The organism is Hymenobacter sp. UV11 (assembly GCF_004684095.1).
Classification (GTDB): domain Bacteria; phylum Bacteroidota; class Bacteroidia; order Cytophagales; family Hymenobacteraceae; genus Hymenobacter.
The window spans coordinates 106,353-121,360 of record NZ_SRII01000003.1 but is presented as its reverse complement, the minus strand read 5'-3'; the positions used below and the strand labels follow the sequence as shown (position 1 = coordinate 121,360).

The window sequence follows — 15,008 nt, the reverse complement described above, 5'->3', positions numbered from 1 at the left end:
ACGTCACACTCAGCTATTTACCACTATAGGCGGCCAAAATTCAGCCCCAGAATGAGCACGATGCCGATGACCATCATGATGAGGTAGGTTTCGACCGAGCCGGTCTGCACGTTGCGCAGGAGCTGGCCGCCGGCCAGCGTCACACGGCCCACACCGTTGGCAATGGGGTCGATGATGCCGTTTTCAACGAACTTGTAAAGGCCAGTCGAGAGGGCCATTACCGGCTTCACGATGAGGTTGTCATAAAGCTCATCTACGTAGTACTTGTGGTACACCAGGCTCTCGGGGGCCGAGCGCTGGGCCTCGTCCTCGGCGGGGCGCTGCTTGCGGGCCACGTACATCACATAGGCCAGCACGATGCCCACCACGGCCACCAGCACCGAAATGCCCATCAGCATAAGCTCCGTATTGCGCTCAGGCTCGGTGTTGAAGGCGGCCGGCAGCAGCTGCTTGGAGTAGGTAAAAATGGGGGCCAGGTAGTCGGCCAGGTAGTGCTTACCCACGAACATCGGGGCGCCCATGAAGCCGCCCACGGCCGAGAGAATGGCGAGCACAATCAGCGGCAGCGTCATGCTGGCCGGCGACTCATGCAGGTGGTGGCGCTGCTCCTCAGTGCCTCGGAACTCGCCGAAGAAGGTCAGGAACAGCAGGCGGAACATGTAGAACGCCGTCAGGAACGAGGTAAACACGCCGATGCCCCACATCACCTTGCTATGCTCGTACACGTGGCTCAAGATTTCATCTTTCGAGAAAAAGCCCGCGAACGGCGGAATACCGCTGATGGCCAGGCAGCCGATGAGCATCGTTAAAAATGTGATGGGTAGGGCTTTGCGCAGGCCGCCCATGCGGCGCATGTCCTGCTCGTTGCTCATGGCGTGGATAACCGAGCCGGCGCCCAGGAAGAGCAATGCCTTGAAGAAGGCGTGCGTGAGTACGTGGAAGAACGACGAGGTATAGCCCATCACGCCCAGCGCCAGGAACATGTAGCCCAGCTGCGACACGGTGGAGTAAGCAAGTACCTTCTTGATGTCGTTCTGCGCTAGGCCAATAGTGGCCGCAAACAGCGCCGTGGCCAAACCTATAATGCCCACGACTTCCAGCGTGTGCGGGGCCAGCGTGAAGAGCACGTTGGCGCGCAGCACGAGGTAAATACCCGCCGTTACCATGGTCGCGGCGTGAATGAGCGCCGACACGGGGGTAGGGCCGGCCATGGCGTCGGGCAGCCAGGTGTAGAGCGGCAGCTGGGCCGACTTACCCATGGCGCCCACGAAGAGCAGCAGCGTAATGAACGTGACCACGCCCACACCGTAGTTGCCAAACTGGCCCAGGCTGGCCTTCTGGAACACCTCGGCGTATTGTACCGAGTTGAAAGTCATGTACATCAGGAATATGCCGAGCAGGAAGCCCAGGTCACCGACGCGGTTGATGATGAAGGCCTTTTTGGCGGCGTTGTTGTAGCTGGTGTTCTTGTTCCAGAAGCCGATGAGCAGGTACGAGCACAGCCCTACCCCTTCCCAGCCGATGAATAGGATAACGAAGTTGGCGCCCAGCACCAGAATCAACATGCTGAACACGAACAGGTTGAGAAAGCTGAAGAACTTGCCCACGTTTTCGTCGTGGTGCATGTAGCCGATGCTGTAGATGTGAATCAGCGTGCCTACCCCCGTTATCAGCAGCAGCATGAGCAGGCTGAGCTGGTCAATCTGGTAGCTGAACGGGATTTGCAGCGAGCCCACCGAAATCCAGTCGAACAGGTTGACAGTGTACTGGTACTGAAAATTGAGGAACAGAAACAGCGACAGGCCAAACGAACCCAGCACCGCGAGCGTGCCGATAGCACCGGCCACCGTGCCCGACAACTTTCTGTTTAACAATCCATTAAGCAGAAAACCCAGGAAGGGCAGCCCCGGAATGAGGATGTACAGCAGCGTGGAGAAAGGCGCCGTGGCACCGGGGAGAACAGTTTCTTGCATGATATAAAGTAGCACCTATGCGGCTGTCAATGCGAAAACAAGTCTGTCATTGCGAGCCTGCGAAGCAATCGCACCAGAACGAATTGTTTGGTTATCGTGCAGGTGCGATTGCTTCGCAGGCTCGCAATGACAGACGAAGCGGATTACCCTTTCAGCCGGCTGAGCAGGTTGACGTCGGTATTCTGGAAGTTGCGGTAAATCATGACGATGATGCCCAGGCCCACCGATACTTCGGCGGCGGCCACGGCCATGATGAAAAACACGAACACTTGCCCGTTGGGGTCGGCGCGGTAAGCGGCGAAGGCTGTCAACAGAATATTCACGGCGTTGAGCATCAGCTCGATGCACATGAAGATGATGATGGCGTTGCGCCGAATGAGTACCCCCGTAACGCCGATGCAGAAAAGGGCAGTGGCGAAAAACACGTAGTACTGCAAGGGCACTTCGTGGATGACGGCGGGAACGATGGAAGCGTTGGTCATGGCAAGAAAACTGCGGAAAAGCCGGCCGGCCTGGGCCGACTTAGCGGGCAAAGTTATTGTCTGAACCGCGGATTAGTCGGATTTTTCGGATTAGTCGGATTTTGAGGCTGGTTATTTACGGAGCAACTTGCCGGCCGGACCCGCTGCGTAGGACCGGAACCACCAGCTGACAGCCACCTAAAAAACCGACCCATCCCCAACGGGTCGGCCCCAAAATCCGATAAATCCGACCCATCCGATAAATCCGCGGTTCGGACAAAATATTGGCGACGGCCCCGCGTCTGCTTAGGCACGATGGAAGCTTTTGCCCTACCCCTCTCCGTGCTCATGACGACCGCCGCCGGCCAGGACCAGCAGATACAGACGGCCGTGCGCGAGCAGCGCGGCCGCCTGCTGCGGTTTATCGAGCGGCGCGTGCCCGACCCCGCCGAGGCCGAAGATATTTTGCAGGATGTATTTGCCGAGCTGGTGGAGAGCTACCGCCTGCTCAAGCCCGTGGAGCAGGCGGCGGCCTGGCTGTTTCGGGTGGCGCGCAACCGCATCATTGACCGCTACCGGCGCGTGCCGGCCCAGCGCACGGTGTCGCTGGATGCGCCGCTCGGCGCCGGCGATGGCGACGAGCCCGCCCGCCTGCTGCAAGACGTGCTGCCGGCGCCCGACGACTCGCCCGAAAACCGCCTGCTGCGCGAAACCATCATGGACGCCCTCACCGACGCGCTGGCCGAGCTGCCCGCCGAGCAGCGCCAGGTGTTCGTGTGGCACGAGCTCGAGGACAAGTCCTTCAACGAGATGGTAGCCGACACCGGCGTGCCGCTAAAAACCCTCATCTCCCGCAAGCACTACGCCGTGAAACACCTGCGCAAGCGCCTGCAAAAGCTGTACGACGAGCTGTTTACGGACTAGCTCGCTCCTTCCCTTCTACTATTTTCTTTATTCAGCATTATGAACCGCTCCTTCTGGCTGGCCAAAGCCGCCAAATTTGTTTTTTTCGCGGCGCTTTTCGTAACCGTCGCCGTATTCGCCACCATGAGCCTGTGGAACTGGCTGATGCCCATGATTTTCCACCTTCCCATACTTAACTTCTGGCAGACGCTGGGGCTGGTCGTGCTGAGCCGCATTCTCACCGGCGGCTTTGGTCGCGGCGGGCAGGGCGGCTGGGCCCGCGGCCGCGCCTGGAAGCGCCAGATGACGCAGCGCATGGAGGCCTTCTCGCCCGCCGAGCGCGAGAAATTCCGGCAGCAGATGCGCAGCCGCTGCGCTGGCTCCTGGGGCCGCCCGGCAGCCACGGAGGCCACAGCCACGGCCGAATCTGCGGTATAAAACTCGCCTGTCACCCTCACCTATTTTCTGTCCATTTGTTCCAGCAAAAAGGCCGTCGATTCGACGGCCTTTTTCTTTGGTTAAACAGCAAGCATCTGCTACTGCTGGCTGGCGCGAAATAGCTTCTGCTTCTCGTCTTTCGACAGGCTTTCGTAGCCCGAGCGCGAGATTTTATCTAGGATGAGGTCAACCTCTTCGGGGGGGGTAGCGCTAGGCCCGGCCTTGCCGGCGGTGGCCGTGGCGCGCGGCGCGGCTACGGTGCTGCGGTGCGTCACCTTCATGGCGGGGCGGCCCTGGAAGAGGCGGCTAAACCAGTTGCCCACGGCTACTACGGGCTGGCCCATGTCGCGCCCGGCCTTCATCTGCTTGATGAAAATAAAGCCTATCAGTGCCCCGCCGAGGTGCGTGATTTCGCCGCCGGGGTTGCCGCCGTTGATGCCCGCCAATGAAATCAGGACCACTGCCACGGCTATCCACTTGATTTTGACTGCCCCAATGATAAAGAGCATGAAGGTGTAATCGGGCAGCAACGTAGCCGCCGCCACTATAATGGCCGTAACCGACGCCGACGCCCCGATAACCGGCAGCCCTACCCCCGGCCGCAGCACGGGAATAAAATTATAAGCCAATAGAAAAAACGCGGCCCCGGCTAGCGCGCCCAGCACGTAGAGGCTCACCAGTCGGCGGTCGCCCAAGTACTCCCGAATAATCTGCCCGAACCAGTAGAGGTTCAGCATATTAAACAGCACGTGCAGAAAGCCTTCGTGCACGAAAGCGTAGGTGAGCAGCGTCCAGGGATGGCGCAGCAGCACCAGGCCATCCGACGAGAGGGCCAGCTGGCGCATGATGAGCACGTACACGCCATCGGACTGCGAAATGAAGAAGATGGCCCGCAGAATGATGAGCACCGCGAACACCAGCCCATTGAGGATAATGAGCTGATTTAACGCATTATCGCGCCGCGAAAAGGCCTCGCGGATATCCTGGGTTAAACTCATGGAAGTGATGGATTTTTAGTAGAAGCGAGCACGGCCGCTTTCCCAGAATTTAAGAATAATGAACCCAATCAGCAGCCCGCCGATGTGAGCAAAATGGGCCACGTTGTCGCCCGGCGTCTGGTGCACGCCGCTATACAGCTCGTAGGCCCCGTAAAAGAAGACAAAGTACTTCGCCTTGATGGGAAACGGGATAAAGAGCAGGAACAGTTCGGTATTGGGGAAGAGGTAGGCGAAGGCGAACAGCACGCCGAACAACGCCCCCGAGGCGCCCAGCATGCCGGACCGGGGCGAGTCGTGCACAGCCTCATACACTTGCTTGACGTGCGCCACAATGGCTTGCTTGAGCTCCTGGTCGTTGGGGCTGCGCTGCAAGGCGGCGGCGGCCGCGTCATCTTCGGCTTGCTTATAACCGCTTTGCCGCATCACCTGGTCGTAGCTCACCGCATCGGGGCTGCGCACAAATTCGGTGTAGGTGGCTTCCAGCTTGTGCATCTCATAGGTGCGCACCCCTTCGTACATCACCCCGGCGCCTACCCCGCACATCAGCCAGAAGGCCAGAAACCGCCGCCCGCCCCAGCGCTGCTCCAGCAGCGGCCCGAAGGAGATAAGGCCGAACATATTCGAAAAAATATGCCCCCAGCTGCCGTGCAGAAACATGTGGGTGAAAAACTGCCAGAAGTGGAAATAAGGCGACCCGAGTGGGTAGAGGCTTGCCAGCTGCGTGACAGGGATGCTGCGCAGATTTTCCTGAGCTAGAAAAACAGCTATGTTAAGCAGCAGCAGGTTGCGAACGGTGGGCGTGAGGTTGAACATGGGGGGTAGGCGAAGCGGCTCGGAGCCGCAAAGTTCGCACCGGGCCGGCTACGCGCCGGCTTTACGGAAAAAGGCAGCCAGCTGCTCGCCGTCGAGCAAGACAACGGTGGGGCGGCCATCGGGGGTATAGTTGGGTACCTGGCAGGCGAAGAGTTTGTCCACCAATGCGCTTAGCTCCACATCGGGTAGGCGGGGCTGGCTGGTGGCCTGGGCCACGCGCCGGGCCAGGGCGCGGGTCAGCGCCTCGCGGCGGTCGAGGCGCAGCGGCGCGGCCCCGCTCCGAAACTGCTCAATGAGGCCTTCGAGCAGCTCCTGTTCGCCCTGCGCGGGCAGGTCGGCGGGCACGGCTTCAATGGCGATAGTGTGCGGCCCAAACTCGGCGAAGCGAAAGCCCAGCAGGTGCAGCGTGGGCGTGAGCTCGCCCAGCACGGCGTAGTCGGCCGGCGAAAAGCTGAGCGGCCTGGGGAACAGCAGCGCCTGCGAGTGCCCGCCGCCGCCCCGCTCCTGCCCGGCCGCATATTGCTCATACAGAATGCGTTCGCGGGCAGCCTCCTGGTCAATCAACATCAGGCCCGACTTCACGGGCAGCAGCACGTAGCGGTTCAGCACCTGCGTGGCCCTGGTCGAATGGGTGACCGGATGAAGGGCTGATTGCGCCGGCGTCGGCTGCGGCCGCCCGCCCTCAACCGGCGCCGGGTGCACAAACGGCAGCTCGGGCAGCGGCGCGGGCGCTTCAACGTTGGGCGGGGGGGTAGGGCCGGCCCGCTCCTCGCCCGCCGGGCGCACGGGCTGGCCCAGCTCGCGGTAAAACGCTTCGAGGTCGCGCTTAGCCTGCTCGGTGGGGCGCGGCGGCACGGCGTCGGCTGCGGGTTTCCTACCCCCACCGCGCGCGGCGGCGCTCACCGACGCGGCCAGCGCGTCGGGGTTGAACTCGACGTTGCGAGAGGGGGTAGGGAGCGCCGCGCCCCCGCTGCCAAACGAGTTGCCGCCCGCCGAGGTGCGCAGCGGCCGAATAGGCGCAAAGTTCACATCGCCCTCAAAATCAAGCGATGGCGTGAGGCTGTGCAGCCCCAGCGCCTGTCGCACGGCCGCCCGCACCACGGCGTACACCGTTTTTTCGTCCTCAAACTTAATTTCCGTTTTCGTGGGGTGCACGTTGATGTCGATGGCCTTGGGGTCCAGCTCCAGAAACAGCACGTAGAACGGGTGCGTGTCGCGGGCCAGCAGGCCTTCGTAGGCCGCCAGCACGGCGTGGTTGAGGTAAGCCGAGCGGATAAAACGGTTGTTGACGAAGAAAAACTGGTCGCCCCGGCTCTTCTTCGCCGATTCCGGCTTACCGATGTAGCCCTTCACCGTGATAAAGGGCGTCACTTCCTCGCAGCCCGCCAGCTGCTCCTTGTAGTTGTTGCCCAGCAGCGCCACAATGCGCTGACTCAGCTTGCCAGCGGGCAGGCCAAACACCTCCAGGTCATTCTGATACAACGAAAAGGCAATCTGCGGGTTAGCCAGCGCCACGTGCTGAAACTCATCCAGAATATGCCGCATCTCCACGGCGTTGCTTTTCAAAAAATTGCGCCGGGCAGGCACGTTGAAAAACAGGTTTTTAACTGCGATGCTAGTACCATCGGGGCAGGCGGTGGGCGCCTGGCTCGTCACCTGCGAGCCCTCCACGAGTAGCAGCGAGCCGGTTTCCTGGCCGCGCGGCTTGGTCCGAATCTCGACCTGCGCCACGGCCGCGATACTGGCCAGCGCCTCCCCCCGAAAGCCCAGCGTACGAATCCGAAATAAATCTTCGGTCGAGCGAATTTTGCTGGTGGCGTGGCGCTCTAGACTCATGCGGGCGTCGGTGGGCGACATGCCGAGGCCGTCGTCCACTACCTGCACCAGCTGCTTACCCGCTTCTTTTACAATGAGTTGCACGCTGGTGGCGCCAGCGTCCACGGCGTTTTCGAGCAGCTCTTTCACCACCGAGGCCGGACGCTGCACCACTTCGCCCGCCGCAATCTGGTTGGCAAGGTACTCGGGCAATAGTTGGATGATGTCGGGCATAAAAGAGAGGGTAGGCCAGCAGGGCCACCAAATTTTGGACGCTGGGCAGGCAATTAGCTAGCGATACCAACGTTTTTCATCAGTAGCTACTAGCTTGGTGCCTACCTTTGCGGCCAATTTGGGCTAGCTGCCCGGCTTATTTTCGGCTACCAAGTAGTTCGGTTCCTACGGAACCGCTACGGGTAGCCGGGGGTTCCGGCAGCATCCCCCGGCAAAAGTAGGCCGGCCGGACCGCCTTTTCTACCTTTCTATACTTCCCGTTCAGGGCTGATGCGCGTCGATTTTCGGTTTCTGTTTCTGGGGTTGCTGCTGGGGGTCGCCGGGTTGCTACTAGGTTTTTCGGAGCCCCGCAAGCCCCTGCCCGACCCGCTACCCAACAGCCCCGCCGAGCAGCGGTGGGTAGATAGCGTATTTACCTCCCTCACGCCCGACCAGCGCCTGGGGCAGTTCTTTATGGTGGCCGCCTACTCCAACCGCGAAAAGGCCCACGCCGACCGCATCGAGCGGCTGGTGCGCAACCAGGGCATCGGCGGCGTCATGTTTTTGCAGGGCGGCCCCAAGCGCCAGGTCCTGCTGACCAACCGCTTGCAGGCGGCCGCTAAGGTGCCGCTACTCATCGCTACCGATGCTGAATGGGGCCTCGATATGCGCCTCGACTCGACCTCGCACTTTGCCAAGGAGATGACGCTGGGCGCCATGGACGACGACAAGCTGGTGTACCAGATGGGCCGCGACCTGGCCCGCAAGCTGCGGGCGCTGGGCGTGCACATCAACTTCGCGCCGGTCGTGGACGTCAATTCCAATCCCGGCAACCCGGTCATCGGCAACCGCTCGTTTGGCGAGAACCAGGACCGCGTGGCGGCGCTGGGCGTGCAGTACGTCAAGGGCTTGCAAGAGCAGCACGTGATTGCCGTAGCCAAGCACTTTCCCGGCCACGGCGACACCGACACCGACTCGCACGTGGCCCTGCCGGTGATTAACATTGACCTGGCGCGGCTCGAAAAAGTCGATTTGGTGCCCTTTCAGAAGACGTTTGAGGCGGGCGCGCTGGGCGTGATGGTGGCGCATCTCTACATGCCACTTTTCGACACGACCGACGCCAAAACCACTACCCTCTCTAGGGCGCTCGTAACCGGCCTGCTGCAAGACCGCATGGGCTTTAAAGGCCTGATTTTCACCGATGCGCTCAACATGCGCAGCGTGAGCAAGCTCTACAAGGCCGGTGAGCTGGACGCGATGGCGCTGGCCGCCGGCAACGACGTGCTCCTGTTTTCGGAAGACGTGCCGGCTGCCCTCATCCGCATCAAGGATGCCGTAGCGGCGGGCCACCTCAACCAGGATAACCTGGATGCACGGGTCAAGAAAATCCTGCGCGCCAAGTACTGGGCGGGGCTGAACAAGTACCGGCCCGCCAATGCCCTGACGGTGCGCGACAGCCTCAACCTGCCCGAGTCACGGGTGCTGTCGCAAACGATTTTTGAGCACGCCGTAACTGTTGTCAAGAACGACGACCGGCTCCTACCCTTCCAGCGGCTCGATACGCTACGCATTGCGGCCATCACCATCGGCACCCAGCCGGAGGGCCCGTACGCCACCATTTTCAACAAGTATCAGCCCGGCCCGGTATACGCCGTGCCCGACCGCTACGCGCCCGACTCGACCTTCAGCCGCATTCAGGCGCGCCTCGGCGATGCCAACGTGGTGGTCGTCAGTCTGCACGCCATGAACAATACGCCCAGCCACAACTACGGCCTGGGCGATGGGGCGCTGAAATTTCTTAAAAACCTGGAAGCTGACAAGCGCCGCAAAACGGTGGTGGTGGCCATGGGCAACGCCTACGGCCTCAAGTTTTTGGAAGGCGCCCGCACGCTGGTCTGTGGCTACGAGGACCACTACGCAGCGCAGCTGGTAGTGCCGCAAATCCTGTTTGGGGCGCTGCCGGCGCGGGGCAAGCTGCCCGTCACGGTGTCGGAAACGCTGAAAGTAGGCACTGGTCTGGCTACGCCCGAGCTGCACCGCCTGCGCTACGCCGCCCCCGAGCGCGAGGGCCTCGACTCGCGCATCATGACCCAGATTGACCACATTGCCCTCGAAAGCATCGTGACGGCCGCTACCCCCGGCTGCCAGGTGCTCATCGCCAAAAACGGCACCGTGGTATTTGACCAGAGCTATGGCTACGGCACCTACGACCAGAGCCAGCCCGTGACCAACAGCACGCTCTACGACCTGGCCTCGGTGACCAAAGTGGCCGGCACGCTACAGGCCATCATGTACCTCAAGGACCAGGGCCGCCTGAACCTGGACGACAAAGTATCCTTTTACCTGCCCGAAATGCAGCGTACCAATAAGCGCGACGCCACCGTGCGCGACGTGCTGCTGCACCAGGCGGGCCTCAAGCCGGGCATCCCAACCTGGGAGCGCACCGTGCGCGATGGCTCCCTCAAGCCCGCTTATTATTCGAGTAATCGTTCAGACGACTTCCCGAACGAGGTGGCGCCCGGCGAGTTTTCCATCAAGGCCGCCGACGACTCGGTGTGGACCTGGACCCTGCGCTCGGGCTTGCTGCCTAAAGTGCGTGGCAAGTACCCGGTGGAGTATTCGGACCTTAGCTTTATCATCATGAAGCGCTTGAGCGAGAAGCTCTTGGGCCAGCCGCTGGCCGAGTTTCTGCCTAAGGAGTTCTACAAGCCGCTGGGCCTGGGCAGCATGACCTACAACCCGCTCACGCGCTTCCCCAAGAGCTGTATTGCGCCCACCGAGAACGACACTTATTACCGCCGCGAGCAGCTGCAAGGCACCGTACACGACCAGACGGCCGCCCTCGTGGGGGGGGTAGGCGGCCACGCCGGCCTCTTCGCCACCGCCAACGACCTGGCCGTGCTGATGCAGATGAACCTGCAAAACGGCCGCTACGGCGGCACCAGGTTCTTCCAGAACCCGGTGGTGAGCGAGTTTTCGCGGCCGCAGGTGGCCGGCAACAAGCGCGGCCTGGGCTGGGACCGCGGCGACCCCAGCAAGCCCAGCGGCCCCACCAGCAACCTCGCGCCGGCCAGCACCTTCGGCCACACCGGCTTCACGGGCACCTGCGTGTGGCTCGACCCCGAAAACCAGATTCTCTACGTCTTCCTCTCCAACCGCGTGTACCCCGACGCGGGCAACATCAAGCTGCGGACCTACAACATCCGCACCCGCATTCAGGAGGTGATTTACAAAGCAATGGCCCAAAACCGGCCGGCGCGGGCGAGTAGCGCGGCCGGCGGGCAGTAAGAGCGCTCTCTTCAAGCAGGCGGGAAAAATAATCGTGCTAATGCAACGATTGCCAGGCTGGTAACACTCAAAGTAGCATCACTCTTCACGTGCTACCCATGAAACGGACTGCTACCCTCGCTTCATCAACCGCTTTGCTACTGAGCGCTGCAACCGCTTCGGCCCAGACTACTTTTAAGCTAGGCGTGCGCGGCGGCCTCAACCGGGCCCTGACGACGGTGGATGCGGCCAGCAGTGCGACTGGCATCAATACCTATAACCGTACAGCTGATAAGTCTGTTGTTTATGCCTGGCAGACGGGCCTCGTGCTGGAAGCCGCTTTTGGCAGATTTGCTGTGCAGCCCGCGTTAGTATTCTCGCAGAAAGGCGAAAGGTTTAACACCAACGTCTACTTCAATGGGCTAGGCGGTGGGTTTGCCGCCCGGAGCAGCAGCACCAACCGTTACAACTGGTTGGAAGTACCCGTAAACTTTGTATATACGCTGCACGGCGACCACGGCCTGCAAATATTCGCCGGACCCTACGTGGCAGTGGGGGTAGGCGGGCGCCAAACCGGCACTAGCTACTTCTCCTCTCCCAATGCCTTTTATACTCCTTATGAGTTTGATAACCAAATAATTTACGGCTCCAATACCAATAACCGTCGCTTCGACACCGGCGTAAATTTCGGCCTGGGCTACCGGCAAGGTCCAGTGCAACTGCAAGCTGGTTTTGGGCTGGGGTTCGTCAATTTACACCGAGATATTCCTAGCATTGACCCCGGATTCTCCCCCCTGACTCTCTATAACTTTCACAACGACGCAGCATACAACCGCGTGGCGCAGCTCACGGGCACCTACTTCTTCTCGCTGTAAACCAAGTTATTCAGACGAGCGCTATTTCAGTTTCGCTACAGGGGTAGCGCTCGTCATTACGCCCTCAGGCACGGTTTGCGCGGCCGTTACGTACTCGAAGCGGGAGGGCTTGTCGGCTTCGCTACGGCCCGAAGCCAGTAGAATTTCGCCGTGACGGTTATACTCGTTCCAGCGGCGGCGGAAGGCCGGCTCCGCGTCCGACGCTTTGGGGAAGTAGGCCCACTCATCGATCAAGCCGGTGTTGCGGTTCACCAGCACCTCGTAGCGGTTGTCGGGCGTCACGCCCACCTTGTTGAAGGTCATTTGCAGGCGGTCGGTGGCGGCGCCATCCATCGTTTTGCCTTCGCCTAAGTACTTGAGAGTCACACCGGGGTCTTCGAGCTTGAAGGGCATCACCAGCCAGTAGGAATTGTTAATCCAAATGGGCGTGAGTTTGTCGAGCACCTCCTTGCCGGCCGGCGTGGCCGACACGTCTTTGCCGCGGCTGTACACGTGGCCCTGCTTGCTGTTGAGGTTGTAGTTGGCAACCAGCGTATCTTTTTCCCAGTGGAAATCGCCGGTTTTCTTGTCCCAAATCTGGTACTGATTGCCGAAAAAATCCCAGGCCAGGTAGCGGGTTTTGTCCCAGCCATCCTTACCCCCCATTTCCTTCATAACCCGGTCGGCAATGGCCACAGCCTTGGGGTCGGAAGCCGGTTCGGGGCCCCTGACTGCGGCAGTAGTTTCAGCGGTCTTGTTTTCGGAGCAGCTCGCCAACCAGCCGCTGCCCATGACAGCTAAAGAGAATCCGAGCAACTGAGAGGCAAATCGCATAAAAAGAAGGGGGTAGGCTGGCCACGCCCGCAGTCGGAGACTGCCAAGCTACCAGCCAGTGAGTGAAGAAGTTGGTAAATGTAGCGAATTCCCCGCTTACGCTACTGCGGCGCCGTCCACACGTTGTCGGCCGGGTAGCTGTCGGGCACGTAGAGGCTGCCCAGCGTCACTTGCTTGATAGTGCGGCCGTTGCGCACGGGCACCGTCACACTCTTGGCGCCGTCCTGCCACACGGCAATGGTGCGGTGGATTTTCTCCTCCGTGCCGTTGTCGAAGGTCACGGTCAGGTCCACGGGCACGGGCTTGCTGCCCTTGGCGGTCACCGTAATCTGGGCGGGCTTATCGGCGGGGCGCACTACGCTCGTGATGGCCAGGTCGGGGTAGCCCGCGTCGAAAAACCAGCGCTGCCAGAACCAGTCGAGGTTCTGGCCCGCCCCGGCGTTCATCGAGTAGAAGAAGTCGTAGGGCATCGGGTGCTTGCCGTGCCAGGTGCGGATGTAGGTATGCAAAGCCTTGGTAAACAGCTCCTCGCCTAGCAAGTCCTTCACGTACAGATACCCCAGCCCCGGCTTGGGGTAGGAGTTGAGGAAGAACGGCGCGCCGGTTTGCTGAGTCGTGAGGGTCACGATGGGCAGGTCGTCCTCGGTGTCGGCGGCGCGGGCGTAGGGCACCATGCCGTAGTCGTCGACGAGGCCGGGCTGAATGAGGGGCGAGATAATCCACTCGCCGATGGTGGCCCAGCCCTCGTCCATCCAGCCGTATTTCGTCTCGTTGATGCCCATGTAAAACGGGAACATTGTGTGAAAAATCTCGTGGTCGGTGAGCGTGATGGCCGCTTCGCGGTTGGGCGAGGGGTTGTCGTTCACCATCATCGGGTACTCCATCTGGTCGAGGCCGTCGAATACCGTTTCGTGGGCGTAGGGGTAGGGCCACTTCGGGAAGGTGTAACTCATGGCCTGCACCGTGCGGCGGGCCAGCTCAATCACGTCGAGGTAGTCGCGGTGCCGGGTGTTGTACACGGCATCGACGCGGGTGCGGCGCTTGGTGGCGGGGTCCACCACGAGGCTGCTCGACTGCCACACGTAGTGCTCGGAAGTCGCAAAGGCAAAGTCCGTTACGTCGCGCGCGTCGAAGTGCCAGGTCAGGTCGCCGCGGCCCACCGAGTAGTCGCGCCGCCGCAGGTCGGTGCTGTCGATGATGCTCACGATACCGTCTTTGGTGCTGGCCTCGTGCAGGCGGCTCACGTACTTTTTGGTGAGCACCTGGCTGGCGTTGGTAAGGTCGCCGGTGGCCCACACCACGTAGTTGTGGGGCATGGTGATATCGACCGAGAAGTGGCAGAAGTCGTTGTAAAACTCCGGCCCGCCGGTGTACGGTGTCTTGTTCCAACCATCAATGTCATCGTACACGGCGATGCGCGGAAAGAAGTAGGCGATGAACGCCGCGCCCGGCTCAATCTCGCCCGTGCGCTGGTGCGAGCCCTCGTTCAGCACGTACGAATAGGCGATGCTCACCTCCACCGACTGGCCAGGCCCGAGCGGCTGCGCCAGCGGGACCACCATGTTGGTGTTGTCGATGGCCAGCGACTTCACGGCCTGCGGCTGGCCGGCAATGCTCAGCTTCTCAATCGTGACTCCCGCCCCGATATCCTCGGCCCGAAACTTGGTCGAGCGCGGCGCACCCGCCTGGTAGAGGTTGGGGTAAAGCTTGAACCACAGCTCACGCAGCTCATCGGGGCTGTTGTTTTGGTACACCACCTTCACCGTGCCGTCGAGCTTGCGCGAGGCGGGGTTGAACTCAATTTGCAGGGTATAGTCGGCCGTGTTTTGCCAGTAGTGCGGGCCGGGGCGGCCATCGGGCGCGCGGGTGCCCTTGGCGTAGGTGGCCCGCAGGTTGCGGGGCATGGGCAGGGCCGTCTGCGCCTGGCTGGCCGAGTAGGTAAGCGCCAGCAGCCACAGCAGCGGCAAGCGGCAAAGGAGGGGTAGGGATTTCAAAAAAACAGGCTAAAATGTGGCGCTGGTGAAGCGTACGGGCCGTTTTCAGTTGAAAACGCGCCGCGCCTGCTACTAACGCAAAATTTGGCTCGACGCTGCAAGCCAGCCCGCAAAAATAGCCCACCCGGCAGTAGCGCGAACTTTGTAGTTCGCGCTACTGCCGGGTGGTAAGTACCACGCAGCCTACTCGGCCCGCTGCAAGTCCAGGTCCTGAAAGTCGTAGCTGAAATCGGTGGCCGGCGAAATCGGCTTCATCTTGATGCTGGCCGCCCTACCCCCCTCGTCGAGGGTGAAGGCGGCGAAGGCGTCGGCGTTCATGCTGCGGGCCTTCCAGCGCACGGCGTAGGTGTTGCCGCGGTAAGGCAGCAGTTGGCCTACCAGGCGTGGCGCGCGCACAGCCTTCATCCACAATTGATTGTGCTGCGCGTACACGTTCACATCGCCC

Annotated in this window: 12 protein-coding genes; 4 read left to right on the top strand and 8 right to left on the bottom strand. The window is 61.2% G+C overall.

Annotated features, from left to right (window positions below; all coding sequences use genetic code 11):
- Positions 1-23: 23 nt before the first annotated feature.
- On the bottom strand, positions 24-1,973 hold the full coding sequence (gene nuoL / locus E4631_RS05595) for an NADH-quinone oxidoreductase subunit L (RefSeq protein WP_133660118.1): 1,950 nt from the start codon (positions 1,971-1,973) through the stop codon (positions 24-26).
- A gap of 143 nt (positions 1,974-2,116) precedes the next feature.
- On the bottom strand, positions 2,117-2,455 hold the full coding sequence (gene nuoK, locus E4631_RS05590; protein WP_133660117.1) for an NADH-quinone oxidoreductase subunit NuoK: 339 nt from the start codon (positions 2,453-2,455) through the stop codon (positions 2,117-2,119).
- A 294-nt stretch (positions 2,456-2,749) separates the two neighbouring features.
- On the opposite strand from nuoK, the gene E4631_RS05585 reads away from it, so the two are divergent.
- Positions 2,750-3,358 (top strand): RNA polymerase sigma factor, encoded by a 609-nt coding sequence (locus E4631_RS05585; RefSeq protein ID WP_133660116.1) that lies wholly within the window; start codon positions 2,750-2,752, stop codon positions 3,356-3,358.
- A gap of 39 nt (positions 3,359-3,397) precedes the next feature.
- Positions 3,398-3,775 carry a hypothetical protein gene (locus E4631_RS05580; RefSeq protein ID WP_174805482.1) on the top strand — a complete coding sequence of 126 codons (378 nt, stop codon included), beginning with the start codon at positions 3,398-3,400 and terminating at the stop codon, positions 3,773-3,775.
- A gap of 98 nt (positions 3,776-3,873) precedes the next feature.
- Here the strand turns inward: E4631_RS05580 and E4631_RS05575 are convergent, their stop codons facing one another.
- From E4631_RS05575 to mutL, 3 genes are read right to left on the bottom strand one after another with little or no spacing between them, the layout of a single operon-like run.
- Positions 3,874-4,773: a rhomboid family intramembrane serine protease gene (locus E4631_RS05575; protein ID WP_133660115.1), complete on the bottom strand. Its 900-nt coding sequence runs from the start codon at positions 4,771-4,773 to the stop codon at positions 3,874-3,876.
- 15 nt (positions 4,774-4,788) lie between these two features.
- A complete protein-coding gene (locus E4631_RS05570) occupies positions 4,789-5,586 on the bottom strand; it encodes a rhomboid family intramembrane serine protease (RefSeq protein ID WP_133660114.1) in 798 nt (265 codons plus the stop codon).
- A 48-nt stretch (positions 5,587-5,634) separates the two neighbouring features.
- Complete coding sequence (gene mutL / locus E4631_RS05565; RefSeq protein WP_133660113.1) at positions 5,635-7,635, bottom strand: DNA mismatch repair endonuclease MutL; 2,001 nt, start codon at positions 7,633-7,635, stop codon at positions 5,635-5,637.
- A 270-nt stretch (positions 7,636-7,905) separates the two neighbouring features.
- Here mutL and E4631_RS05560 point away from each other — a divergent pair, with 270 nt between their 5' ends.
- Positions 7,906-10,902 (top strand): glycoside hydrolase family 3 N-terminal domain-containing protein, encoded by a 2,997-nt coding sequence (locus E4631_RS05560; protein ID WP_133660112.1) that lies wholly within the window; start codon positions 7,906-7,908, stop codon positions 10,900-10,902.
- Between the two features lie 98 nt (positions 10,903-11,000).
- Positions 11,001-11,756, top strand: coding sequence for an outer membrane beta-barrel protein (locus tag E4631_RS05555; protein ID WP_133660111.1), 756 nt, complete (start codon positions 11,001-11,003; stop codon positions 11,754-11,756).
- Between the two features lie 21 nt (positions 11,757-11,777).
- On the opposite strand, the gene E4631_RS05550 is transcribed toward E4631_RS05555, so the two are convergent.
- The 3 genes from E4631_RS05550 to E4631_RS26430 all read right to left on the bottom strand — a co-directional run bounded on the left by E4631_RS05550 (position 11,778) and on the right by E4631_RS26430 (position 15,001).
- A complete protein-coding gene (locus E4631_RS05550) occupies positions 11,778-12,569 on the bottom strand; it encodes a hypothetical protein (protein WP_133660110.1) in 792 nt (263 codons plus the stop codon).
- A 101-nt stretch (positions 12,570-12,670) separates the two neighbouring features.
- Entirely contained in the window at positions 12,671-14,563 is a 1,893-nt protein-coding gene (locus E4631_RS05545; RefSeq protein ID WP_240734698.1) for a M1 family metallopeptidase, read from the bottom strand.
- A gap of 183 nt (positions 14,564-14,746) precedes the next feature.
- The gene (locus tag E4631_RS26430) at positions 14,747-15,001 is read right to left on the bottom strand and encodes a DUF3471 domain-containing protein (RefSeq protein WP_240734696.1); all 255 of its coding nucleotides are present in this window, start codon (positions 14,999-15,001) and stop codon (positions 14,747-14,749) included.
- Positions 15,002-15,008 lie beyond the last annotated feature (7 nt).